Consider the following 23,043-nt stretch of genomic DNA (forward strand, 5'->3'; position numbering starts at 1 on the left):
CAGACCTCCCTTTTGGGAGTTTGAATCAGAACCTAGACCAGATGGGAATCCTGAATCTCAACAGACCCTAGAGCAGCAGATCGCCGATGGCATCGCCAAGATTGAAGGTGACCCCACAGTTCTTGCGCAGCTCGCCTCGACCATGGTTGATTTCGACCCGCTGTTTGAGATCCTGCCAGGCACTGCCATTCGGCACGAGGTTGCGCAGTCCAATGCCTACGACGCAGTTCCGGGTGCCACTATCGCAGAGTGACCGAAACTGCGGGGCAAGGTTCTGACCGGCACCTTGCCCCAATACCTGCCCCTCTTGAAAATAGTGCGATTTGAGTAACCACTTCGTCCGCGCGGAAGGCCTCCATGGGCAGCGTCGTTCCGCAAGCCTGCGAATTTTGGCTTCGACAAACTGCTGTGCAGCATCGGAACAATTAGCCGAACGGCAGGAAAGGGTCGGTTACGCTCCTTAGAGCCATTCGCCCTGAGGTCCGCATCGTCCGCTCAGCTGTCATCCAGCTTATCGTGCCGGGCTTTCAGGTCTGGTACACCTGTCAAATCCTGTTGCCTGACATATGCGCAAAATACCCTGATTTTGCGCATATGAATATGGGCTGATCTGACGCCCCCGCTCCCCCACGCACGCGGACTTGCGCAGACTGGGGCAAAATGCGCAGTCTCCCTCGATTGAAACGCGGCGCGCGCCCATGTATGGGGAGCCTGTCAAATCAGAGTAACCGGTGTCGGACCCATGGCCCGATTCCCCCGCGCCGCAATGGATGTGGCAACACACTCTCGGATCGCACGCCCCAGGAAAGGCTAGAAAAGGTAAGAGAATATGGCTGATAAAATGAACTCCGACATATTGTATACCATTGTAGACGAAGCGCCGGAGCTGGCCAGCGCCTCGTTCCTGCCGATCATCCGCAAGTTCGTTTCGGCGGCGGATATCACCGTTGGAACCCCCGATATCTCGCTGGCGGGCCGCATCATCGCCACCTTCCCGGAAAACCTGACCGCCGATCAGCGCCAGTCCGACGATCTGGCCGCCCTGGGCGAGCTGGTGAAGACGCCCACCGCCAATGTGATCAAGCTGCCCAACATCTCGGCCTCGGTGCCGCAGTTGGTGGCCGCGATCGAGGAATTGCAGGGCCAGGGCTATGACATCCCGTCCTATCCCGAGGCGCCCGCAAGCGACGCGGAAAAGGAAATCCGCGCGCGCTATGACGCGATCAAGGGCTCGGCGGTGAACCCGGTCCTGCGCGAGGGCAACTCGGACCGGCGCGCAGCCAAGGCGGTCAAGAGCTATGCGCAGAAGAACCCGCATTCGATGGGGGAATGGGTCTCGACCTCAAAAACCAAGGTCAGCTCGATGCCGGGCAACGATTTCTATGCCAATGAGAAATCGGCCACCATCACCGCCGCGCAGGCGGGCAAGGCGCGGATCGAGTTCATCGGCGCCGATGGCAGCGTGAGCGAGCTGAAAAAGAACTGGCAGTTGGACGAGGGCACCGTTGCCGATGCGACCTTTATGTCGGTCAAGGCGCTTGGCGCCTTCCTGGCCGATGCCATCGAGGACACCAAGGCCGACGGCACCATGTTCTCGCTGCATATGAAGGCGACGATGATGAAGGTTTCGGACCCGATCATCTTTGGTCACGCGGTCAAGGCCTGGCTGGCGCCGGTGTTCGAGAAATTCGGTGACCGCATGGCGGCGCTGGGGGTGAACCCGAATTCCGGTCTGGGCGACCTGATGGAGCGGGTCAAGGGCCACGCCGAGATTCTGGCCGCCATCGAGGCGGTCAAGGCGGATCGTCCGGCCATGTACATGGTTGACTCGGACCGTGGCATCACCAACCTGCATGTGCCGTCTGACGTGATCATCGACGCCTCGATGCCCGCCGTGATCCGCGCGGGCGGCAAGGGCTGGGACGAGACCGGCGCCAAGGGCGACACCAATTGCGTGATCCCCGACCGGTGCTATGCGACCGTCTATGACGAAACCATCAACTTCTTCAAAGCCAACGGCGCGCTGGATGTGACCACCGCCGGTTCGGTGGCCAACGTTGGTCTGATGGCGCAGAAGGCCGAAGAATACGGATCGCACCCGACCACGTTCGAGGCGCAGGCAGATGGCACCATCCGTATCGTACTGGCCAATGGCGAAGTGCTGCATTCGCATTCGGTCGAGGCGGGGGATATCTGGCGTGCCTGCACCGTCAAGAAAGCGCCCATCGAGAACTGGATCCAGTTGGCGATGGACCGTCAGCGCCTGACCGGGTCCGAGGCGATCTTCTGGCTGGACGCAAACCGTGCCCATGACGCGCAGCTGATCGCCTATGTCAAACCGGTGCTCGAAGCGGCGGGCGTGGCCGACAAGTTCCAGATCCTGGCCCCGCGTGAAGCAACCCGGCAGAGCCTTGAGACCATCACCGCAGGCAAGGACTCGATCGCCATCACCGGCAACGTGCTGCGTGACTATCTGACCGACCTGTTCCCGATCCTGGAGCTGGGCACCTCGGCCAAGATGCTGTCCATCGTCAAGCTGATGCAGGGCGGCGGGTTGTTCGAGACCGGCGCCGGGGGTTCGGCCCCGAAGCACGTGCAGCAACTGGTCGAGGAAAACCACCTGCGCTGGGATTCGATGGGTGAATTCTGCGCACTGGGGGAAAGCCTGAACTTCCTCGCCGACAGCCGGGGCAATGCCAAGGCCGGTGTGCTGGGCCGGGCCGCCGAGGCGGCGACCCAGGGCATTCTGGATTTCAACCGCAGCCCCAGCCGCAAGGTGGGACAGCCCGACAACCGCGACAGCCACTACTGGTTCGCCCGCTATTGGGCCGAGGCGCTGGCAGCGCAATCCGACGATGCCGATCTGGCCGCCGAATTCGCCCCGCTGGCCAAGGCGCTGGCTGATGGCGAACAGGCGATCCTGACCGAGCTGGCCGCAGCCCAGGGTAAATCCGCCGATATCGGCGGCTATTACAAGCCCTCGGCCGAGAAGAAGGCGGGGATCATGCGGCCCTCGGCTACGCTGAACGCGATCATCGGCTGAGTCTGACGCGATAATAGATGAAGGGCGCGAGGGAACCACTCGCGCCCTTTTTTCACGTCTCATGTAAAGGGTACGCACAGGCGTATGTAGATCCCTCGGTCGTCCGGCATGCTTTTGCTCGGAAGCCCGTTCATCGCCGCCCGTCTGGCTCAGACCGTTACAGACGGGTCAGCGACATTGGCGCCCAGCTGTCCCACCACGGTTTGGCCTGTTCGAGCTCGTAGGCCAGCGCGAACAGGATATCCTCGCGTCCGGCAGGCGCCACGAAATGGCTGCCGATTGGCAGACCATCGCTGCCCAACCCGGCGGGTACGGACATTCCCGGCAATCCGATGGCGTTCTGGACTGCCGTGAACGAGGCATAGTTGGTTATGCGGCCGAACATCTCTTCGAACGATTTGCCGGGATCATAGAGTGTTCCCAGCCGTGGCGCTGTTCCCATCAGCACCGGCGACAAAAAGACATCCATGCCAGACAGCCAGGCCTGATAGTCGGAGCCGAGTTTCTGCATATAGGCGTTTGCCGCCGCCACGTCTTCGGGTGTGAACTGTCGCGCGGCCTCGGCCCATTGCATCACGAATGTATCGAGGAGGCCTGTTTCCGAGGGCGGGCGCCCGGCCTTTGCAGTGGCGGCATCGGCAAGCCCCACCATGCGGAACCCGAAGATCTGGTTGAACCGCAGTTCGAACTCGTCATCGACGGGATTGGTGGTTTCGATCACCGTATGGCCCAGATCCGCGCATAGCTGTGCCATCTGTTCGATTGCGCGCTGCACGTCCGGGTCCGGCAGGTTGCCGTAATAGTTCCTCAGATCGAAACCGATGGTCAGCCGGTTGCTCGATGGGCCGGACACAAAGGGAAGCGGTGCAAAGGGTGCCGTCGGCGAGCGGTCCTGTCCCAGTGCGAACAGCATGGCACTGTCGCGCACCGAACGGCTGACGCAGTTGTCGACGGCATAGGTGGTCTGATCGCTCGACCCCCAGACCATCCTGCGGCGGCTGGGCTTCAGGCCGAAGACGCCGCAGCTGGCGGCAGGAATACGGATCGACCCGCCGCCATCGCTGGCATGCGCGACTGGTACAATGCCCGCGGCCACCACGGCGGCCGACCCGCCGCTTGACCCTCCGGTGGAATGATCAAGGTTCCAGGGGTTGCAGCAGGGTTCCAATAATTGCCCCTCGGTCGTTGGAATGGCGCCGACTTCGGGCATGTTGGTCTTGCCGATCAGGTTGAACCCGGCCGCCTCCTGGGCCAAGGCCAGCGGGGCGGAATAGTGCTGGTAGTTGTCCTGATAGACGCGTGAGCCATGGGTGGTGTACTGGCCCGCGACGTCCAAATTGTCCTTTACCGCAAAGGGCACGCCAGCGAATGGGCCCTGAGGGCGCATCACTGCGGCCCTGGCCAGAGCTTGCTCGTACATCGGTGTGGTGAGCGCGTTCAAATTGCCGTCGAGCGCGAGCGCTGCGTTGATGGCGGTCTCGGCAAGTTCGAGGGGCGACACCTCTCCGGCCTTGACCATCTGGGCAAGGCCCAACCCGTCAGTCCGCATCATCAGGTTTCGGAGGTCGCCCTGTGCTGCGGCAACACGCGCGCTCGACAGGGGCACCGCCAGCGCTGCCGCGGTTGAACCGAGGAAATGTCGTCGCGAAATCATGGTTGCCTCCTGAAAACAAAACCCGGTGCGGCAGAGCAGCGCCGTATGAAAGGGTCCTCGGACCCAACAGTAAAACTGCCGGTGACGCCATGAGACACGACGCCCCCCGTGCCGGTCACACGGTGATGGCTGCGGTCGCGATGATCGTTCATCGCGTTTCGCGGCCTCAAGTCCCCCGGGGGCACCCTATCCCAAACGCGGGAACACGGCGGTTTTCTTCACCGTGCTGTAGACGAAACTGGTATCTATCGAGGCAATGCCGCCGATGGGGTGGATGCGGGTGCGGATGAACTGCTCATAGGCATCCAGCCCCGACACCACCACCCGCAGCTGGTAATCCATCGCGCCGGTCATGATGTGGCATTCCAGCACTTCGTCGATCTGGCGCACGCGGGTTTCGAACCGCTGCACGTCCTCCTGATTGTGGCGTTCCAGCCGGATGCGGACAAAGACGGTGATCGGCAACCCATAGGCGGCCGGATCCACGTCGACGGCAAACCCCCGGATGGCGCCGCTTTTTTCAAGATTGCGCAGGCGGCGCAGGCAGGGCGAGGGTGAGAGACTCACCTTTTCGGCCAGGTCCTGGTTGGTCATGCGTCCGTCCTGTTGCAGGGCGCGGATGATCTGGCGATCTTTGCTGTCCATTTTCGTCTTTCTTGGCAGAAACTGCCAATATTAAATATCAAATTGGCAGAAATAGCAATCTCATCGCTGTTTGGCTTGGCTATCCTGACCGCAACACCAGATCAGGAGATCCCGCCATGACCCATGCCAAGGGCTTTGCCAGCCGCGCCATCCACCACGCCTATGACCCGCTCGATCACGAGGGCGCGCTGACGCCGCCCCTGCATCTGACCTCGACCTTTGCGTTCGAGACTGCCGAGGCCGGGGGGGAGATGTTCGCGGGCGAGCGTCAGGGGCATATCTATTCGCGCATCTCGAACCCGACGCTCGATCTGCTGGAGCAGCGTATCGCCACGCTCGAAGGGGCCGAGGCGGGGCTGGCGCTATCCTCGGGGATGGGCGCGATCACTGCCGTTCTGTGGACCCTGCTGTCGCCGGGGGATGAGGTGATCGTGGACAAGACGCTGTATGGCTGCACCTTTTCCTATATGCGGCACGGGCTGGCGAAATGGGGAGTGACCATCACCCATGTGGACCTGACCGATCCAGAGAACCTGAAAACCGCGATCAGCGACAAGACGCGCGCGGTCTATTTCGAGACGCCCGCCAACCCGAACATGCGGCTGGTCGATATCGCGGCGGTAAGCGAGATTGCACACGCTGCCGGTGCCTCGGTCGTGATCGACAATACCTATGCCACGCCTTACCTGACCCGGCCCATCGAGATGGGCGCCGATATCGTGCTGCATTCGGCCACCAAGTATCTGGGCGGCCATGGCGATGTGGTGGCGGGCCTTGTGGTGGGCGGTGCAGAGCAGATCAGCGAGATCCGCCTGTACGGCATGAAGGACATGACCGGGGCCGTCATGGCGCCGTTCAACGCGATGCTGATCCTGCGCGGGCTGAAAACGCTGGCGCTGCGGATGGACCGGCATTGCGCCTCAGCCCAGGTGGTGGCCGAGTGGCTGGCCGCGCATCCGGCGGTGGGCGAGGTGTATTTCCCCGGTCTGGCGTCTTTCTCGCAGCACGAGTTGGCGAACCGGCAGATGACCCAGCCCGGCGCGATGATCGCGTTTGAACTCAACGGCGGGATGGATGCGGGTCGTGCAATGATGAACCGGCTCAACATGATCGCGCGGGCGGTGTCACTGGGCGATGCCGAGACGCTGATCCAGCATCCGGCCTCGATGACCCATTCCACCTATACCCCCGAGGAACGTGCCGAACACGGCATCAGCGACGGGCTGGTCCGGCTATCTGTGGGTCTGGAAGAAGTCGAGGATATCTTGGCCGATCTGGCGCAGTCGCTGGACGCGACCGAAGTTCAGGCCGCCGCCTGAGGGCGGTGGCAGCCACGCGCTTCTGGGGAGTGGCGCGCGGCCCACAAATTGCCTGTCCGGAGCCAGGCGCGGGGCAATCCCGCCCTTGAATCCCTGCGCGACCGGGGCAAGTACATGTTAGACTTCGCCGGACGGGTTTGATCCCTCAAAGAAGGAGAGCGCCGATGAGCACGCCGCAGGACCTTAGCCACCTCAAGACCATCGAACAGCGCATCCTGTGGCTGTCGCATTGGATGATCCATCACGCCAATCACATCCGCCCCAAGGTGGACGGGATCAAGATCGGCGGGCATCAGGCCTCGTCGGCCTCGATGGTGTCGATCATGACCGCGCTCTATTTCAGCGCGCTGCGCCCCGAGGACCGGGTGGCGGTGAAACCCCATGCCAGCCCGGTGTTTCATGCCATTCAGTATCTGATGGGCAATCTGGATCGCGCGCGGATGGAGAATTTCCGGGGCTATGGCGGGGTGCAATCCTATCCCAGCCGCACCAAGGATGTGGATGACGTCGATTTCTCCACCGGCTCGGTGGGTTTGGGCGTGGCCGTTACCGCCTTTGCCGCGCTGGTACAGGACTATATCGCCGCCAAGGACTGGGGGCAGGGCGCGCCCATGGGCCGGATGGTGGCGCTGGTGGGCGATGCCGAACTGGACGAGGGCAACGTTTATGAAACCCTGCAAGAGGGGTGGAAGAGCGACTTGCGCAATTGCTGGTGGATCATCGACTATAATCGCCAGTCGCTGGACGGGATCGTGCGCGAAGGTCTGTTCGAGCGGGTCGAGAAGATTTTCGACGCCTTTGGCTGGGACGTTGTTCGGATCAAATACGGCGCCCTGCAACGGGCCGCGTTTCTGGAGCCGGGCGGAGATGCCCTGCGCGACTGGATCGACGCTTGTCCGAACCAGCAATTTTCGGCGCTGACCTTCATGGGCGGTGCGGTCTGGCGCAAGCGGCTGATGGAGGATCTGGGCGACCAAGGCCCGGTCTCGGCGCTGCTTGACCGGCGCAGCGATGACGAGCTGGCCGAGCTGATGGAAAACTTGGGCGGCAATTGCGTGGCCACCATGGCCGAGACTTTTGCCGCAATCGACCATGACCGCCCCACCTGTTTCCTGGCCTATACGGTCAAGGGCTGGGGCACGCCCATCGCGGGCCACAAGGACAATCATGGCGGGCTGATGAACAAGACCCAGTTCGCCGCTTGGCAGGCCCATATGGGTGTGGCCGAGGGGCAGGAATGGGAGCCGCTGGCCACGGTTGCCGACCCGGCCGCGCTGCGCGCGTTTCTGGACGGGGTGCCGTTTTTCGCCAAGGGGCGGCGGCGGTTTTCCGATGCGCGCCTTGCCGTGCCGGGGATCGAGATTGCGAGCGACCGCGAGATCTCGACCCAGGCCGCCTTTGGCAAGGTGCTGGACGATCTCAGCAAGGGTGACAGCGAACTGGCGGCGCGCATCGTCACCACCTCGCCCGATGTGACCGGCACCACCAACCTTGGTCCCTGGGTGAACCGGCGCAAGCTGTTTGCCCGCAAGGATCAGGCCGATGCCTTTATCGAGCACAAGATCCCCTCAACCGCGAAATGGGAATTCACACCCAAGGGCCAGCATATCGAGCTGGGCATCGCCGAGATGAACCTGATGCTGCTGTTGGGCGCGGCGGGGTTGAGCCATTCGCTGTTCGGCAAGCGGCTGATCCCGGTGGGCACGGTCTATGACCCCTTTGTGGCGCGCGGCCTCGATGCGCTGAACTATGCCTGTTACCAGGATGCGCGGTTTTTGCTGGTGGGTACGCCATCGGGCGTGACGCTGGCCCCCGAAGGGGGGGCGCATCAATCCATCGGCTCGCCGCTCATCGGGATGAGCCAGGACGGGTTGGCGGCGTTCGAACCCGCATTCGCCGACGAGTTGGCGGTGATCATGGAATGGGCCTTCGACTATCTGCAACGCGATGGCGAGGGCGACCCGGATGAGCGCACATGGCTGCGCGACGAGACCGGGGGCAGCGTCTATCTCAGGCTCTCGACCAATCCGATCGAACAGCCGGGCAAGCGGGTGGACGATGCCTTCCGCCAGGGTGCAATCGACGGCGCCTATTGGTTGCGCAAGCCGGGCCCCAATGCCGAGGTGGTGATCGCCTATCAGGGCGCGGTGGCTCCCGAGGCGATTCGCGCCGCCGGTCTGCTGGGCGAGGCGCGGCGCGATGTCGGCGTGCTGGCGGTGACCTCGGCCGACCGGCTGAACGCGGGCTGGACCGCCGCACAACGGGCGCGGGCGCGCGGCAACCCGGCGGCGCTGTCGCATATCGAGCGGCTGATGGGCGAACTGCCGCCGCACTGTCAGCTGGTCACTGTGATCGACGGGCATCCGGCAACGCTGGGCTGGCTGGGCTCGGTCACGGGGCACCGGACCATTCCGCTGGGAGTGGAGCATTTCGGCCAGACCGGTACCATCGGGGATCTCTACCGCCATTTCGGCATCGACGCGGGCGCGATTGTCGAGCGGATCGAGGGGCTGACCGCCGGTCGCCCGGGGCAACCGGCGCGGCTGGTTGGATAGGGCTTGCATCCGACTGCCGGAGAGTGGTTAACCTGTTATGTGTTCCGGCGCGGGTCAAGGGGGCAGGGATTTAAAGAAATCCCTGCTCACAGGATTTCACTTGAAATTCTGTGTCACTGCCCCGCCCATGGTCTGCGTCAGGAGGAGGCTATGCCGCATTTTATCGTCGAGTATTCCGGCAACCTTGAGGATGCGCTGGACATCGGCGCGCTCTGCGAGCTGATCCGTGCCACGGCGGCGGGGATCGACACCTTTCCCATGGCAGGCATCCGGGTGCGCGCCTTTCGTGCCGATCATTGGGCGATTGCCGATGGCGATCCCAAACACGGGTTCATCGACATCTCGATCCTCCTGCGCGCGGGCCGGGCGCCCGAGGTGAAACAGGCCGCCGCCGCCGAAGTTTTCGAGGCGGTCCGCGTTTTTGTCGCCCCGGTTATGGCACAGCGCTCGTTGGCCCTGTCGCTGGAAATGCGCGATATCGATCCGGATCTGTCGCCCAAGACCGGCTCGATCCGCGATCACCTTTGAAGCCAGCGTGACCAGGGGCCGATGCCAAAGTCAGGGTCAGGCGCATCGGGCAGGGGGCAGAGAAACTCGATGGAATGCCCGTCGGGATCCTTGCAATAGACGGTGAGCGCGGGCATCCAGCCGATAACCACCGGTTCGCGGACAGGTTCCCCCTCAAAGCCCAGCGGCTCTGCGCCTTTGGCCTTCAGTTCGGCGGGGACAGCGAGAACAGCCTCTTGCCCCAGCCGGAACGCCATATGCAACACCATGCGCATCGGAGCGCTGCCCGCTTGCCACAGGCCCAGCATCCCGGTCTGCTGGCCACCAATCCAGAAGAATGCCATGCCGCGCGCCTCTTGCCGATAGGCAAGCTCCAACCCCAATGTATCGTGGTAAAACTCGACTGCGCGATCAAGGTCGCGCACCGGCAGGTGGGTTTCGTACACAGCGTCGATCTGGGGAAAACTGGTCATGTCTCTTTCTCGATTTGCGGTCATCGTCACCAGCCTGCGGGCTCAACCCCGGTTGAGGTCAAGCACTTTTTCGATTGCAGAGATTGCCCTAGCCCCGCTGCCCGATCCGCTGTAATTGCCGGGGATGGACAAGACGCAAGACTATGACATTTTCCTGATCGCACCGCCGGGGTTGGAGCAGCCGTTGGCCGAAGAGGCCGCCGCGTGCCGCTTTGCGGAACCGCGCGTCGTACCGGGCGGGGTCGAGACGCGCGGTCCCTGGTCCGAGGTCATGCGCGCCAATCTTGTGCTGCGTGGCGCGGGCAGGGTTCTGGTGCGGATCGGCGGCTTTCCGGCGGTGCATCTGGCGCAGCTCGACAAGCGGGCGCGCAAGTTCGCCTGGGGCGATTTCCTGCGCGCGGATGTGCCTGTTCGGGTCGAAGCGGTCAGCCGCAAGTCCAAGATCTATCACGCAGGCGCCGCCAAGCAACGCATCGAACGCGCCCTTGCCGAGGAATTGGGTGCCCCCATCTCGGATGAGGCCGATATTCGCCTGATGCTGCGAATCGAACGGGATTTCTGCACCTTTTCCATCGACACTTCGGGCGAGGCGCTGCACAAGCGCGGTCACAAGGAAGCAGTGGGCAAGGCGCCCATGCGCGAGACCATGGCGTCGCTGTTTCTGCGCCAATGCGGGTTCGACGGGATCGAACCGGTGCTCGACCCTATGTGCGGGTCCGGCTCCTTTGTGATCGAGGCGGCGGAATGGGCGGCGGGGCTGTCGCCGGGCCGGTCACGCAGCTTTGCCTTTGAACAACTGGCGGGGTTCAATGCCGCCCAATGGCAGGAGATGCGCGTAGGCGCAGGCGAGAGCGGCAAGCCCGAAAGCCGCTATTGCGGCTCGGACCGCAACGCGGGGGCAATCGAGGCAAGCGGCGCCAATGCGGCCCGCGCAGGCGTGGCGGAATTCTGTGATTTTCACCAGCGCCCGGTCAGCGATATCCGCCCGCCCGAGGGGCGGCCGGGTCTGGTCATCGTCAACCCGCCCTATGGCGCGCGGATCGGCGATCAGGCGCGGCTGCGATCGCTTTATGGCAGTCTGGGCAAGGTTCTGATGGAACGCTTTTCGGGCTGGCGCGTGGGATTGATCACGTCAGAGATGAGCCTTGCCCGTTCCACCCGGCTGCCGTTCAAGGCACCCGGTCCGGTGGTCGATCACGGCGGTATCAAGGTCCGGCTTTACCAGACCCCCGCTCTGCGCTGATCCCTATTGCGCTGCCATCGGTACCCGCGCCATCTGGCACCGCTGCCACAGGGTGGACAGCGCCTGAACCAGGTGCGCGACATCGGCGTCGCTGTGGACCGGTGACGGGGTGATGCGCAACCGCTCGGTTCCCTTGGGCACTGTGGGGTAGTTGATCGGCTGGATATAGATGCCGAACTCTTCCAGCAGGGTATCCGAGATAAACTTGCATTTGATCGGATCGCCCACCATCACCGGGATGATATGGCTGGGGTTGGGCAGATGCGGAATACCCGCCGCGTCCAGCCGCGCCCGCACCTCGGCCACCCGCGCCTGCTGCGCCGCGCGCTCGACCTGCGACGCTTTCAGATGCCGGATCGAGGCGGCGGCCCCCGCCGCCACCGCCGGAGGCAGCGCGGTGGTAAAGATGAAGCCGCTGGCAAAGCTGCGCACAAAATCGCAGAGTGCTGCCGAGGCCGCGATGTAGCCGCCGACCACGCCAAACGCCTTGCCCAGTGTGCCTTCGATCACCGTCAGCCGGTCCATCAGCCCCTGGCGTTCAGCGATGCCGCCGCCCCGCGGACCATAGAGACCGACCGCATGCACCTCATCCAGATAGGTCATCGCACCGTATTTATCCGCCAGATCGCAGATCTCGCGGATCGGCGCGATATCGCCATCCATCGAGTAGACCGATTCAAAGGCGATCATCTTGGGTGCCTTCGGATCGGCAGCCGCAAGTTTCGCCTCTAGATCGGCCAGATCGTTATGCTTCCAAATCACCCGATCGGCGCGCGAATGGCGGATGCCTTCGATCATCGAGGCATGGTTGAGCGCGTCTGAGAACACAATCATGCCTGGGATTTTCGAAGCGAGGGTACCGAGGGCCGCCCAGTTCGACACATATCCGGATGTGAACACCAGCGCTGCTTCCTTGACATGCAAATCGGCAAGTTCCTCTTCAAGCAGCACATGGTCGTGAGTGGTGCCGGATATGTTCCGAGTGCCCCCGGCCCCCGCTCCGCAGCGGTCCAGCGCGTCATGCATCGCGCCCAGAACCGCAGGGTGTTGGCCCATTCCCAAGTAATCGTTAGAGCACCAGATGCGCACGTCCCGCCGGGTCTCTCCATCGGTCTGCTGCGCGGCTGGAAAATTGCCCTTCCGCCGCTCGAGATCAATGAAAACACGGTAATTGCCCTCGTCTTTCAGCTTCGCAAGGCTGTCGCGAAAGAATTGCTCGTACTCCATGGTGTGCGCTCCCGGTGTCTTGGCTTTGCTCTGACGTTAGGAAACTGCCGGGCCGGGCGACATGACTATGGTCAAGTGGACATCGGGATTGACGGGGGGGATCAGAAAAGGCAGATGCACCGGCGCGGCATTTGCCCTAGGCTGAGGCCTAAGAACAAGACATGGGGACAGGAGACGCCGGCGTGGCGCATGAACGGCAAAAATCAATCGCCAGAAATTCGCTGCTGATCCGGTCCTTGCCCGATCATCATGTCGATATCCTGTTGGGCCAGGCGGTCTGGCGCAGCTATGAGCGTGGTGAGACCCTGTTCCTGCAAGAGGAAAAGGCCCAAGCGATCCATGTCGTGATCGATGGCTGGGTCAAGCTGTTCCGGATGACGCCCACCGGTGCCGAGGCGGTGGTGAGCGTTTTCACACGCGGCGAAAGTTTTGGCGAGGCCGTTGCGCTAAAGAACATGCCCTATCCGGTTTCGGCTGAGGCGGTCACCACATGTGAGGTGATGCATATCCCCAGTTCGGTGTTTCTGTCCCTGATGCGGCGTGATCCCGAAATCTGCATTTCGATTCTCGCCTCGACCTTTGGTCATTTGCATTCTTTGGTGGCGCAGCTCGAACAGCTCAAGGCACAGACCGGCGCACAGCGGGTGGCCGAGTTCCTGCTGAACCTGTGCGACTGTAGTGATGGCGCCTGCGAGGTGACTTTGCCTTATGACAAGATGCTGATTGCCGGTCGTTTGGGTATGAAGCCTGAAAGCCTCAGTCGTGCCTTTGCCCGGCTCAAGGATGCTGGCGTCACGGTGAAACGCAACCACGCCGAGATCTCGGACATTGCGCAGTTGCGCGACTATGCCGAAAGCGATCCGGCAGAAAGCTGGAGCAAGGGATGACAGACCAACTGCAAACGGTTCTTGCGGCCATCGACGCCGCCAACAGCGCCGATCCGCGTATGGACGAGGGCCGTCCCGAGGCGCTTCTTTATGGCGAGCGGATGAGCGCGGAGCTGGACCGTCTTTTTCCCGAAGCGTCGGAACCGCTGCGCATCGCCGCACGCGGACAGCATGTGGAACGCTGGAAACTCGCCCGCTCGTCGTATCCCGAGGGCCGTGCGGGGTACCTTGCGTGGCGACGGGCGCAGGCGGTGCACCATGCCGAGGTGGTCTCGTCCCTGATGCAGGACGCGGGATACGGTCCCGAGGATATCGAGATTGCCGGGCGAATGCTGCGTAAGGAGGGCATCAAGCGCGACCCGCAGGTTCAGGCGCTTGAGGATGTGATCTGTTTTGTGTTCCTCAAGTGGTACTTCACCCCCTTTGCCGCGAAACACAGCCCCGAGAAAGTGCTGGATATCGTGGTCAAGACCGCGCGCAAGATGTCTGCTGATGCGCGCGCACGGGTCTTGCAGGACTTCGATTTGCCCGCCGAACTGGCCGCTGCTTTCCAGTAATCACCCTTCAAGCCCATAGGCCCGGCGCAACCCACGTTTTGTGCCCGGCCCAAACTGGCCGTCGATTGTTCCCTGATAGAGATCGAAGCGCCGCAGCTCTGCTTGCAGTTCGCGCCGGGTTTCGGGTTTCAATGAATCGGGGTGTTCCGTCAGAACCTTGAGCACTTCGGTATTACCGGCCCTGAGCGCCTGATACAGATACCGGGCCGCTTCGCGGGGGCCTTTGCCCTTGATCAGACCATCGTCGATCAGGGCGGCGAAATTGTACATCGCCTGCGGGTGCCGCAGGTCTGCGGCGCGTTCAAAATGCTCAAGCGCGCGTTTCGGGTCACGGGGCAGACCCAGCATGCCGTGATAGTAGAAAAAGCCAAGATCATTGATGGCGTCCGGAAAGTCCTGGCTCGCGGATTGTCGGTAAAATTCCAGCGCGCGGGCCTGATCCTGCGGAACGCCACGTCCGGTCTCGTACTGGATGGCTAGTTCGTATTGGGCTTCGGGCGATCCAGCGTCTGCGGCTTGCGCCAGCAGCCGTGCGGCCTCGACCGGGTCGAACCGGTCTTCGTTCGGATTCAGATGCATGAACGCCAGACCCAAGAGCGACCGGGTGTCCCCCTCGGCGGCGAGGTGCCGGAACTGAGCCTCGTCATCGGGTCGCAGCGCGGACCAAGCCAGTTGTTCCCGGTCTGTCGCGCTGGTTTCCGGCGCACCGCCAGCGAGGAAAAATGGAATGCCCGACAGAGAGCCATAAGTGTGAGGCTCTTGCATGTTGTTGGTCAGGCGCAGAACCTCGTCCCGTACCTGCCGGAACATCAGTGAGATTTCGAGCCCCGGCTTGTCAATCTTGTCCATCAGGGCCAGCGCAAAGGGGCTGTTCTCTCCGGCGCCGTCCAATGCCACCTTGCCATCCTTTGCGGCAAAGGCGACCAGGGTGCCGCGTTCGGGCGAAGGTTCGGCCAAGCCCTGGCCGATGCCACGGGCGGCCGTATCATTGTGGCCGCCTGTGGTCGTGCCCGCCGGTGCCAGACTGTCACCGAACGGATTGTCCCGGCAACTGTCCAGAATGACGATGCGCATCTTGCGTGCGCGGTCCACGGTGTTCAGGAAATCCTTGAGCGACACGGATTGGTTCTGGATGTCCTGATTGCTGGCGACCCGGGCGTCGGCGGCAATCAGAAAGTTCTCTCCCTGTACCTCGACACCATGCCCGGCGAAGTAAATCAGGGCAAGGTCGGCCGTCTCGGCCCGGAACGAGAAGCGATCCAGCTCTTTCTGGATCGTGGCCCTGTCGGGATCGGTCAGTTGTGAAACCTCAAAGCCGATCCGCTCCAGAGTCCGGGCGATTGCACGCGCATCGTTGACAGTGTTCTTCAACGGAGGAATCGCCTCGTACGCGGATATGCCAATGACCAGCGCGACCCTCTCGGCGGACAGGGCCGGGCGGGCGAGAAGTAAAGCAAGAACAACAAAAATGAGACGAAGCATGGCAATCCTGTCCGGGGCCCGACAGTTGGTACGATCAGAGTAAGCACTATGACCGGTAGCGGTCCAGATATTCCGGCGATCAATCCGGTTGTGATCCGTTTGCCCGGACACTGAACCGGGTGTATTGTCGCGGCATTGATATGACTTCTTTCGCTGAAACCCTTGGTTACCAAATATGGTAAGGAAACTGTGATGCGTATTCCGCGAACTAGCTTGGCTGTATTGATATTGGCGTCGGTGACACTGGGGGGTGTGCTCTCTGACAGGTCTGTCGCCCAGTCGAACGAAGGTTCATCGGCATATGGTGGTGGCGGCGTTTCCAGGGACAGCGCGCTTTCAAACATAGCGGCCTGGACCCCGGTCAACGCGGCCACGACCGGGCGGATCGTCAAAGCCCTGAACTCGGCCGCAGATTTTTGCCGGTCGAAAGCCGATCGCGCATTTGTCCTGGATTGTATGAACTACGAATACTGGCAGATCATGAACGCGCTGCCCAAGTCGGGAGAATATGCCGAAGTGCGCGCTGCGTTGGAGGGTGCGGCCAAGAACATGTCCGGTCTGGTCAAACGCCATGGTGACCAGGCCGCTGCCAAGACACTGAGCCGCAGGGGCAGCCAGCCAAAGACCACCACGCGAAAGATCGCTCCGGTTCCTGCACCCGCCGTATCGGCAACGGCGCGTCAGGCAGCAAATGCGATTGCCGAAGCGCAGACCGTCTTGTTGCGATCGACCGGAAACTCGGATCTGCGGCGAGCCCAGTTCCAAAGGATCGCCCAGGCGATGGACAGCGGTGCGATCCTTCTAAGGTCCTTGTAACAGGCTGCCCGGGACTGTCCCGCCCGTCAGGCGGGTAATCTGCGATCCTGCGTCAGCTACTGCCTGACCAAACCTTTCTATGCTGACGGATTTGAAGCGGCCACTGGGTCCAGAGATCGAGATGCCAGCGCAGGGAAGGCCGTTTTCGTCGAATATAGCGGCGCCGACACAGGACATTCCATCGTGCCTTTCGTCGGCCTCATAAGACCAGCCGCGTGCGCGCGTGCGCTCGAGATCAGCAAACAGGTCTTTGGGGGTCGACAGGGTGTTGGGTGTGAACACCGGCAGTCCTGCCTTTTGCAACAGGGCGCGCGCTCTTTCGGGTGGCATCATCGCCAGAATAGCCTTGCCGGTTCCCGACGCGTGCATGGGCGAGCGTGTTCCCGCGGGAAAGAAGGCCCGGATGGGATGGGCCGTCTCGACTTGGGCAATGGAAACAACTTCGGTGCCATCCGGTACGGCAAGGTTGGCCGTCTCTCCGGTTTGTTCCATCAGCACTCGCAGGATCGGTTGACCGATCTCGGTCAGGCCCGCCCGACGCAAATAGGCCGACCCGGTACGATAGGCTTCGATCCCGACAAGCCATTCCTGGCTATGGCGGTCGAAATCGGCAAAACCGTGTTTTTGCAGGGTGGTCAGGATACGGTGTGCCGTCGCCGGAGGCAGACCCTGGGCCAGTGCCAGATCTGTCAATGTCGCCCGCCCGACCCGGGCAACTGTCGCCAGCAATCCCAAGGCGCGATCCAGTGACTGCAAGGTTGCGCCGCCTGATTCCGTAAACGGCGATCTAGGTCGACCACGCGCCCGTTTGGTTGTGTTCATTACGTGCCTCATGCCTTGTTCCATGGCGACTCTAGACAAGAAAAGTTTTTCTGTTGTCTTGTTCATTGCAGCAATGAAAAACGAAAAACATTGTAAAAACAACATTTAATGTTTTTCATTAGTATTGCGGAAAAATTTTTCAGAAAAATTGTGTGCTTGGCTGGTTTCACGCATTCTCTGTGCAAAGAGGGAGGACCCCGCTATGTCAGATCAGAACCCGGTTTTCATTCCAGGCCCGACAAACATTCCGGACAGGTTGCGCCGCGCCATGCAGGTGCAGACCCGTGACCACCGCGCGCCGGATTTTGTTGAAACGCTTGCGCCCGTGCTTGAGGGGATCAAGAAAGTCCTGAACACGACCGACGGGCATGTCGTCACCTTTCCTTCCACGGGTACAGGTGGCTGGGAGGCCGCGATCAGCAATACGCTCAGTCCCGGCGACAAGGTTCTGGTGGCCCGCTATGGCATGTTCTCGCACCGTTGGATCGACCTGTGCCAGCGGCATGGGCTGGATGTCGAGATCATCGAAACCGCATGGGGCGCCGGTGCACCCGCCGACCGGTTCGAAGAGGCGTTGCGCGCTGACGTGGATCACCGGATCAAGGCGGTGCTGGTCACCCATAACGAGACCGCAACCGGTGTTCTCAGCAACATTGCCTCCGTGCGTGGCGCGATGGAGGCGGCCGGTCACCCGGCGCTGTTGTTTGTCGACGCGGTCAGTTCACTGGCATCCGTCCCGTTCCACATGGATGAATGGGGCATCGATATCGTGGTGTCCGGCTCGCAAAAGGGCTTCATGCTGACCACCGGAATGGCGATCCTGGGCGTCAGCCCCAAGGCGTTGGCGGCGATGGAGACCGCGCGCCTGCCGCGAACCTTCTTCGATTTTCGTGACATGATGGGGGCGAATGCAAAGGGCGGATTCCCGTACACGCCGCCGCTGCAACTGATCTATGGCCTGTCGGAAAGCCTGAACATGCTGTTCGAGGAGGGTCTGGACAGTGTCTATGCCCGCCACCATCGCCTGGCGGAAGGGGTCAGGAGGGCGGTTGCCGCCTGGGGCCTGAACCTCGTGGCGCAATCGCCCGATCTGTATTCGGATACCGTCAGCGCGATCTATGTGCCCGATGGGTTCGACAGCAACAAGCTGACCGATCACGCGTTTCACGCCTTTGGCGTCAGTTTCGGAATCGGTTTGGGCGAGATGAACGGGCGCGCCTTCCGGATCGGTCACCTTGGGAGCCTGACTGATGTCATGGTTCTGAGCGGGTTGGCCACGATCGAAATGGCGATGGCCGATCTGAACTATCCGATCCGATTGGGCAGCGGTGTCGCGGCAGCGCAGGAGTACTTCCGGCAACCTGCGCGCCCTGCGGCCAAATCCGCAGCATGAAGGAGAACTGAATGCTTGATGCCACGACACTGGCCGCCGACCTGACAATTGCGGATGTGCGCGCCGCGCATGATCGTATTCGGCCGCATATCCGGCGCACGCCGGTGCTGCACTCTGACTATCTAAACGAAGTGACTGGTGCTCAGCTGTTCTTCAAATGCGAAAACCTGCAAGAGGCTGGCGCCTTCAAGGTGCGCGGGGCCTGCAACGCGGTGTTTGGTCTGAACGAAGACGCGGCCCGGCGCGGCGTTGCCACGCACAGTTCAGGCAACCATGCGCTGTCCCTGTCCTATGCGGCCGGGCGGCGTGGCATTCCCTGCAACGTGGTCATGCCGCGTACCGCGCCGCAGGCGAAAAAGGACGCGGTGCGGCGGTATGGCGGTATCGTCACCGAATGCGAGCCTTCAACCAGCAGCCGCGAGGCGGTATTTGCCGAGGTTCAGAAGACCTCTGGCGGTGAGTTCGTGCACCCTTACAACGATCCGCGCGTGATCGCGGGGCAGGGAACCTGTTCGCTGGAACTGTTGGAGCAGGCGGATGGTCTCGATGCCGTGGTGGCCCCCATCGGAGGTGGCGGGATGATTTCCGGCACCTGCCTGACCCTGTCGAACCTGACACCCGAAGTCGCGATCTATGCCGCTGAGCCCGAACAGGCCGATGATGCCTATCGCAGCTTCAAGGCGGGTCATATCATCGCTGATGATGCGCCCGAAACCGTGGCTGACGGGCTCAAGGTGCCGCTGAAGGAGAATACCTGGCATTTCGTTTCCAACTTCGTGACCGATATCCACACGGCCAGCGAAGAAGAGATCGTCGCCGCGATGAAGCTGACATGGAAATACCTGCGGGTGGTGATGGAGCCGTCTTCGGCCGTTCCGATGGCGACAATTCTAAAGAACCCCGATGTCTACCGTGGCAAACGCGTCGGAGTCATCATCACCGGCGGCAACGTCGATCTGGACAGTCTGCCCTGGACCCAGGGCTGAGAAGGACAAGGATATGAAGGACATGACCAATCTCGCCGAACTCGAAGTCGGTTTCGATATCCCTGCCGCGATCGGCATGGACGAAAACGAAATTCAGACGCCCTGCCTGATCCTCGATCTGGATGCGTTGGAGCGGAACATTGTCAAGATGGGCGACTATGCCCGCGCCCATGGCATGCGCCACCGGGTGCACGGAAAGATGCACAAGTCGGTGGACGTGGCCAAGTTGCAGGAACGTCTCGGCGGCGCGGTGGGCGTCTGCTGTCAGAAAGTGTCCGAGGCCGAGGTGTTTGCGCGCGGCGGGATCAAGGATGTGCTGGTCTCGAACCAGGTGCGCGACCCGCTCAAGATCGACCGTCTGGCGCGCATCCCGCTGACTGGCGCGCGCACCATCGTCTGTATCGATGACATCGATAATGTGGCCGACCTTTCGGCCGCCGCGCAGAAGCACGGCACGCAACTGGAGTGTTTCGTGGAGATCGACTGTGGCGCGGGCCGTTGCGGCGTGACCACGACCGAGGAGGTGGTTCGTATCGCGCAGGCAATTGACGCCGCGCCGGGCCTGAAATTCACCGGCATACAGGCCTATCAGGGTGCGATGCAGCACATGGACAGCTACGCAGACCGCAAGGCCAAGCTGGATATCGCCATTGCCCAGGTTAGCGATGCCCTCGATGGATTGAAGGCGGCCGGGTTGGAGGCTGAACTTGTGTCCGGCGGTGGCACCGGAAGCTACTATTTCGAGAGCAACTCAGGCGTCTTCAACGAGCTTCAGTGCGGTTCATATGCCTTCATGGACGCGGATTATGGCCGTATTCTTGACGAGAGCGGCAAGCGCATCGACCGGGGTGAATGGGAAAACGCGCTGTTCATCCTGACCAGCGTGATGAGCCATGCCAAGGCCGACAAGGCGATTGTCGACGCGGGGTTGAAGGCGCAGTCGGTCGATAGCGGTCTGCCGGTCGTCTTTGGTCGTGACGATGTGGAATACATCAAGTGTTCAGACGAACATGGCGTGGTCAGCGACCCCAACGGCGTGCTCAAGGTAAACGAAAAGCTGCGACTGGTCCCCGGTCACTGTGATCCGACCTGCAATGTTCACGACTGGTATGTCGGCGTGCGCAACGGCAAGGTCGAGGCGCTCTGGCCCGTTTCGGCGCGCGGCAAGGCTTATTGAGACGATCTTCGGTTGCCCAGACTTACTCGAAAGGACGAAGGATGAACGAGGTTCTGATCGTTGGCGAAGACATCTGTCAGCAGGTTGTCGGCCAGGCGGATGCCTTTGCCGCGGTCGAAGCGGTCTTTGCCGCCATGCACCGTGGCGAGGCGCGCAACTTCCCCGTGGTCCGCGAGGCATTGGGGCATGCTGAGGCTTTGTACGGGTTCAAGTCCGGTTTTGACCGGGCCGGGCATGTGCTGGGCGTCAAATCGGGCGGGTACTGGCCGGGCAACATCGAGCGCGGCCTGACCAACCACCAGTCGACCGTGTTCCTGTTTGACCCGGATACAGGGCAGTTGTCGGCGCTGGTGGGCGGCAACTATCTGACCGCCGTGCGGACTGCGGCCAGTTCGGCCGTCTCCATTGCCTATCTGGCGCGCAAGGATGCCAGGGTACTGGGCATGGTCGGCGCCGGGCATCAGTCCACTTTCCAATTGCGGGCGGCCGCCGTTCAGCGCGCGTTCGAAAAGGTCGTCGCCTGGAACCCGCATCCGGAAATGTTGCCGCGTCTTGCAGCCGTGGCTGAAGAACTCGGTCTGGAATTCGAAGCTGTAAGCCCGCAGGAGCTTGGCGCGCAGGCGGACGTGATCATCACGATCACATCCGCCTTTGAACCTCTGCTCCAGGCCGATTGGATCAGGCCGGGAACACATCTGGCCTGCATGGGAACCGATACAAAGGGAAAGATGGAAGTTGATCCGGCCCTGTTGGCCAAGGCTACGGTGTTCACCGACGAGGTCGCTCAGTCCGTTACAATCGGGGAAGCACAGCATGCAGTGGCACAGGGCCTTATCCGCGCGGATGACGTCACACCGATCGGCGCGGTGATCAATGGCAACCATCCGGGTCGCGGCAAGGATGCGGATATCACCCTGTTCGATGGGACAGGGGTTGGTCTGCAAGACCTCGCGGTCGCGTCGGTCGCCGTACAGCTTGCCTCGCAGCGCGGTCTGGCCGGGCGTGCTGCCCTATAGGCTCTTCGGTGCGGGTGACGGGCCCGCGTCGGGGCGCAGGTTCGCGGTTTTCAGCACGGGCGACCGGGCGGACACATTGGCCCGGCTTTCGCGCCAGACCACGAACATGCCGGATGCGATGATGATACATGCCCCGACCGCCACCCAACGGTCGGGTGTTTCCCCGAAGAAGATCATTCCGAATGTGGTGGCCCACAGGATCTGGGAATACTGGATGGGTGCGACCACAGCGGCGGGCGCGGCCCGATATGCCTGAATGATCAGGTGTTGCGCGCATACGGAAAGAAGCCCTACCAGTGCCATCATGGACAGGTGCGCCAGCGACGGTGGGCGATAGACCAGCGGCTGCAAAGCCCCCATGATCAGGACACCGACCAGCATCGGATAGAGGATCAACACCGCGGAACGTTCGCTGTTACCGATTTTGCGCACAAGGATGGTGGCCAGGGCACTTGCCGTTGCTGCGGTGAGCGCCGCGAAATGCCCAAGCGACAAAGTGGTCATTCCTGGCCTCAATACGATCAGGACGCCGACCAGACCCACCGCAACGGCGGCCCAACGCTGCATGCGCACCTTCTCGCCCAACAGCGGCACCGACAGCGCCGTGACCAACAAGGGAAAGGTAAAGAGCAACGAGTAGACCTCGGTCAAAGGCAATGTCGCAAAAGCATAGAATGCGGTGGCCATCGAGGTCACCATCAGGGCAGAGCGAAACAGGACCAATCCGGGGTTGTTGGGGCGGAACGTGTCGATCTTCCGATCCGTCAGGACCGTAACCGTCAGAGGGACAAAGGAAAACAGCGTCGCAAAGAAAATGATCTGGAAAACAGAGTAGCTCTCGCCGAGCGCCTTGATCAGGGCATCATGCGTGGCAAAGACTGCGAACCCGGCAAAAGCCAATCCCATGCCGGGTGTCGCAGAAGTGGGTCCGGTCACGATCTTTTTTCCCGATGCATCATGTGGTGTTGCATAGCGCCGGAGATGCTGGCTGAAAAGGCCAAAACCTGGATTGTTGGCGTCTGCAAAACGGGTTTCGAATTCTGCATGGGATCGGGCCCGGCGCCGCTGCCTGTAAGCTCCCGATCAAGAACGGTCCATGATGAACCGATTCGGCATCAGGCCAAGCGCCCGCGTGGTCGCGGTCTGGATTGGCATCCTGCTTCTTCGTTCGTCCTGAACAACGCTTTCAGGCGGCTGTAAGCGCCTGACGTGGTCGATCCGGGCGGGTCATGGCGTTCAGA

At 61.8% G+C, this 23,043-nt stretch carries 20 protein-coding genes; 13 read left to right on the top strand and 7 right to left on the bottom strand.

Translation table 11 applies throughout. The features are described from left to right. On the top strand, nt 1-253 hold a 253-nt coding region (locus OEZ49_RS22010), incomplete at its 5' end, for an alkyl sulfatase C-terminal domain-containing protein (RefSeq protein ID WP_397545698.1). 576 nt (nt 254-829) lie between these two features. Further along, nucleotides 830-3,043 carry an NADP-dependent isocitrate dehydrogenase gene (locus tag OEZ49_RS22015; RefSeq protein WP_263390305.1) on the top strand — a complete coding sequence of 738 codons (2,214 nt, stop codon included), beginning with the start codon at nt 830-832 and terminating at the stop codon, nt 3,041-3,043. 157 nt (nt 3,044-3,200) lie between these two features. Here OEZ49_RS22015 and OEZ49_RS22020 read toward each other — a convergent pair whose 3' ends face one another. Both OEZ49_RS22020 and OEZ49_RS22025 read right to left on the bottom strand, forming a co-directional pair. Continuing rightward, the gene (locus OEZ49_RS22020) at nt 3,201-4,697 is read right to left on the bottom strand and encodes an amidase family protein (RefSeq protein WP_263390306.1); all 1,497 of its coding nucleotides are present in this window, start codon (nt 4,695-4,697) and stop codon (nt 3,201-3,203) included. Nucleotides 4,698-4,883: 186 nt separating this feature from the next. After that, entirely contained in the window at nt 4,884-5,342 is a 459-nt protein-coding gene (locus tag OEZ49_RS22025; protein ID WP_234140617.1) for an Lrp/AsnC family transcriptional regulator, read from the bottom strand. Between the two features lie 116 nt (nt 5,343-5,458). Here OEZ49_RS22025 and OEZ49_RS22030 point away from each other — a divergent pair, with 116 nt between their 5' ends. From OEZ49_RS22030 to OEZ49_RS22040, 3 genes are all read left to right on the top strand, one after another. Beyond that, nucleotides 5,459-6,661: a methionine gamma-lyase gene (locus OEZ49_RS22030; RefSeq protein WP_263390307.1), complete on the top strand. Its 1,203-nt coding sequence runs from the start codon at nt 5,459-5,461 to the stop codon at nt 6,659-6,661. 164 nt (nt 6,662-6,825) lie between these two features. Next, on the top strand, nt 6,826-9,216 hold the full coding sequence (locus OEZ49_RS22035) for a transketolase (protein WP_263390308.1): 2,391 nt from the start codon (nt 6,826-6,828) through the stop codon (nt 9,214-9,216). A 150-nt stretch (nt 9,217-9,366) separates the two neighbouring features. Next, a complete protein-coding gene (locus OEZ49_RS22040; protein WP_263390309.1) occupies nt 9,367-9,744 on the top strand; it encodes a 5-carboxymethyl-2-hydroxymuconate Delta-isomerase in 378 nt (125 codons plus the stop codon). Here the strand turns inward: OEZ49_RS22040 and OEZ49_RS22045 are convergent. After that, nucleotides 9,735-10,196, bottom strand: coding sequence for a VOC family protein (locus OEZ49_RS22045; protein WP_263390310.1), 462 nt, complete (start codon nt 10,194-10,196; stop codon nt 9,735-9,737). The genes OEZ49_RS22040 and OEZ49_RS22045 overlap by 10 nt on opposite strands. 124 nt (nt 10,197-10,320) lie before the next feature. On the opposite strand from OEZ49_RS22045, the gene OEZ49_RS22050 reads away from it, so the two are divergent. Next, nucleotides 10,321-11,439, top strand: a complete 1,119-nt coding sequence (locus tag OEZ49_RS22050; protein ID WP_263390311.1) for a THUMP domain-containing class I SAM-dependent RNA methyltransferase — start codon at nt 10,321-10,323, stop codon at nt 11,437-11,439. 3 nt (nt 11,440-11,442) lie between these two features. Here the strand turns inward: OEZ49_RS22050 and hemA are convergent, their stop codons facing one another. After that, nucleotides 11,443-12,666, bottom strand: a complete 1,224-nt coding sequence (gene hemA, locus OEZ49_RS22055; RefSeq protein ID WP_263390312.1) for a 5-aminolevulinate synthase — start codon at nt 12,664-12,666, stop codon at nt 11,443-11,445. 161 nt (nt 12,667-12,827) lie between these two features. On the opposite strand from hemA, the gene OEZ49_RS22060 reads away from it, so the two are divergent. Together OEZ49_RS22060 and OEZ49_RS22065 are read left to right on the top strand one after the other, a co-directional pair. Beyond that, complete coding sequence (locus tag OEZ49_RS22060; RefSeq protein WP_263390313.1) at nt 12,828-13,553, top strand: Crp/Fnr family transcriptional regulator; 726 nt, start codon at nt 12,828-12,830, stop codon at nt 13,551-13,553. Further along, complete coding sequence (locus OEZ49_RS22065) at nt 13,550-14,110, top strand: DUF4202 domain-containing protein (RefSeq protein ID WP_263390314.1); 561 nt, start codon at nt 13,550-13,552, stop codon at nt 14,108-14,110. The genes OEZ49_RS22060 and OEZ49_RS22065 overlap by 4 nt, the downstream gene beginning before the upstream one ends. On the opposite strand, the gene OEZ49_RS22070 is transcribed toward OEZ49_RS22065, so the two are convergent. Beyond that, the gene (locus OEZ49_RS22070; RefSeq protein WP_263390315.1) at nt 14,111-15,592 is read right to left on the bottom strand and encodes a caspase family protein; all 1,482 of its coding nucleotides are present in this window, start codon (nt 15,590-15,592) and stop codon (nt 14,111-14,113) included. A 192-nt stretch (nt 15,593-15,784) separates the two neighbouring features. Between OEZ49_RS22070 and OEZ49_RS22075 the strand changes: the two genes are divergently transcribed. Continuing rightward, nucleotides 15,785-16,408 (top strand): hypothetical protein, encoded by a 624-nt coding sequence (locus OEZ49_RS22075; protein WP_263390316.1) that lies wholly within the window; start codon nt 15,785-15,787, stop codon nt 16,406-16,408. Here the strand turns inward: OEZ49_RS22075 and OEZ49_RS22080 are convergent. Next, on the bottom strand, nt 16,394-17,164 hold the full coding sequence (locus OEZ49_RS22080; RefSeq protein WP_317853195.1) for an IclR family transcriptional regulator: 771 nt from the start codon (nt 17,162-17,164) through the stop codon (nt 16,394-16,396). The genes OEZ49_RS22075 and OEZ49_RS22080 overlap by 15 nt on opposite strands. A gap of 268 nt (nt 17,165-17,432) precedes the next feature. Here OEZ49_RS22080 and bhcA point away from each other — a divergent pair, with 268 nt between their 5' ends. The 4 genes from bhcA to bhcD are packed head-to-tail and all read left to right on the top strand — an operon-like array spanning nt 17,433 to nt 21,802. Further along, nucleotides 17,433-18,623, top strand: a complete 1,191-nt coding sequence (gene bhcA, locus OEZ49_RS22085) for an L-aspartate--glyoxylate aminotransferase BhcA (RefSeq protein ID WP_263390318.1) — start codon at nt 17,433-17,435, stop codon at nt 18,621-18,623. A gap of 11 nt (nt 18,624-18,634) precedes the next feature. Further along, nucleotides 18,635-19,609, top strand: a complete 975-nt coding sequence (gene bhcB, locus OEZ49_RS22090; protein ID WP_263390319.1) for a beta-hydroxyaspartate dehydratase BhcB — start codon at nt 18,635-18,637, stop codon at nt 19,607-19,609. Between the two features lie 13 nt (nt 19,610-19,622). Further along, nucleotides 19,623-20,786 carry a 3-hydroxy-D-aspartate aldolase BhcC gene (bhcC, locus tag OEZ49_RS22095; protein WP_263390320.1) on the top strand — a complete coding sequence of 388 codons (1,164 nt, stop codon included), beginning with the start codon at nt 19,623-19,625 and terminating at the stop codon, nt 20,784-20,786. Between the two features lie 41 nt (nt 20,787-20,827). Beyond that, nucleotides 20,828-21,802, top strand: coding sequence for an iminosuccinate reductase BhcD (gene bhcD / locus OEZ49_RS22100; RefSeq protein WP_263390321.1), 975 nt, complete (start codon nt 20,828-20,830; stop codon nt 21,800-21,802). On the opposite strand, the gene OEZ49_RS22105 is transcribed toward bhcD, so the two are convergent. Beyond that, entirely contained in the window at nt 21,797-22,708 is a 912-nt protein-coding gene (locus tag OEZ49_RS22105) for a DMT family transporter (protein WP_263390322.1), read from the bottom strand. The genes bhcD and OEZ49_RS22105 overlap by 6 nt on opposite strands. Between the last annotated feature and the right edge of the window lie 335 nt (nt 22,709-23,043).

It is taken from the genome of Ruegeria marisflavi (assembly GCF_025673445.1).
Taxonomy (GTDB): Bacteria; Pseudomonadota; Alphaproteobacteria; order Rhodobacterales; family Rhodobacteraceae; genus Ruegeria_B; species Ruegeria_B marisflavi.

Excerpts from the sequence above, each read along its gene's own strand:
- OEZ49_RS22030 (WP_263390307.1), top strand. The coding sequence starts at position 5,459 with ATGACCCATGCCAAGGGCTTTGCCAGCCGCGCCATCCACCACGCCTAT.
- bhcA (WP_263390318.1), top strand. The coding sequence starts at position 17,433 with ATGTCAGATCAGAACCCGGTTTTCATTCCAGGCCCGACAAACATTCCG.
- hemA (WP_263390312.1), bottom strand. The coding sequence starts at position 12,666 with ATGGAGTACGAGCAATTCTTTCGCGACAGCCTTGCGAAGCTGAAAGAC.
- OEZ49_RS22070 (WP_263390315.1), bottom strand. The coding sequence starts at position 15,592 with ATGCTTCGTCTCATTTTTGTTGTTCTTGCTTTACTTCTCGCCCGCCCG.
- OEZ49_RS22045 (WP_263390310.1), bottom strand. The coding sequence starts at position 10,196 with ATGACCAGTTTTCCCCAGATCGACGCTGTGTACGAAACCCACCTGCCG.
- OEZ49_RS22075 (WP_263390316.1), top strand. The coding sequence starts at position 15,785 with ATGCGTATTCCGCGAACTAGCTTGGCTGTATTGATATTGGCGTCGGTG.
- OEZ49_RS22105 (WP_263390322.1), bottom strand. The coding sequence starts at position 22,708 with ATGGGATTGGCTTTTGCCGGGTTCGCAGTCTTTGCCACGCATGATGCC.
- bhcD (WP_263390321.1), top strand. The coding sequence starts at position 20,828 with ATGAACGAGGTTCTGATCGTTGGCGAAGACATCTGTCAGCAGGTTGTC.
- bhcC (WP_263390320.1), top strand. The coding sequence starts at position 19,623 with ATGAAGGACATGACCAATCTCGCCGAACTCGAAGTCGGTTTCGATATC.
- OEZ49_RS22035 (WP_263390308.1), top strand. The coding sequence starts at position 6,826 with ATGAGCACGCCGCAGGACCTTAGCCACCTCAAGACCATCGAACAGCGC.
- OEZ49_RS22025 (WP_234140617.1), bottom strand. The coding sequence starts at position 5,342 with ATGGACAGCAAAGATCGCCAGATCATCCGCGCCCTGCAACAGGACGGA.
- OEZ49_RS22065 (WP_263390314.1), top strand. The coding sequence starts at position 13,550 with ATGACAGACCAACTGCAAACGGTTCTTGCGGCCATCGACGCCGCCAAC.
- bhcB (WP_263390319.1), top strand. The coding sequence starts at position 18,635 with ATGCTTGATGCCACGACACTGGCCGCCGACCTGACAATTGCGGATGTG.
- OEZ49_RS22015 (WP_263390305.1), top strand. The coding sequence starts at position 830 with ATGGCTGATAAAATGAACTCCGACATATTGTATACCATTGTAGACGAA.
- OEZ49_RS22060 (WP_263390313.1), top strand. The coding sequence starts at position 12,828 with ATGGGGACAGGAGACGCCGGCGTGGCGCATGAACGGCAAAAATCAATC.
- OEZ49_RS22020 (WP_263390306.1), bottom strand. The coding sequence starts at position 4,697 with ATGATTTCGCGACGACATTTCCTCGGTTCAACCGCGGCAGCGCTGGCG.
- OEZ49_RS22050 (WP_263390311.1), top strand. The coding sequence starts at position 10,321 with ATGGACAAGACGCAAGACTATGACATTTTCCTGATCGCACCGCCGGGG.
- OEZ49_RS22040 (WP_263390309.1), top strand. The coding sequence starts at position 9,367 with ATGCCGCATTTTATCGTCGAGTATTCCGGCAACCTTGAGGATGCGCTG.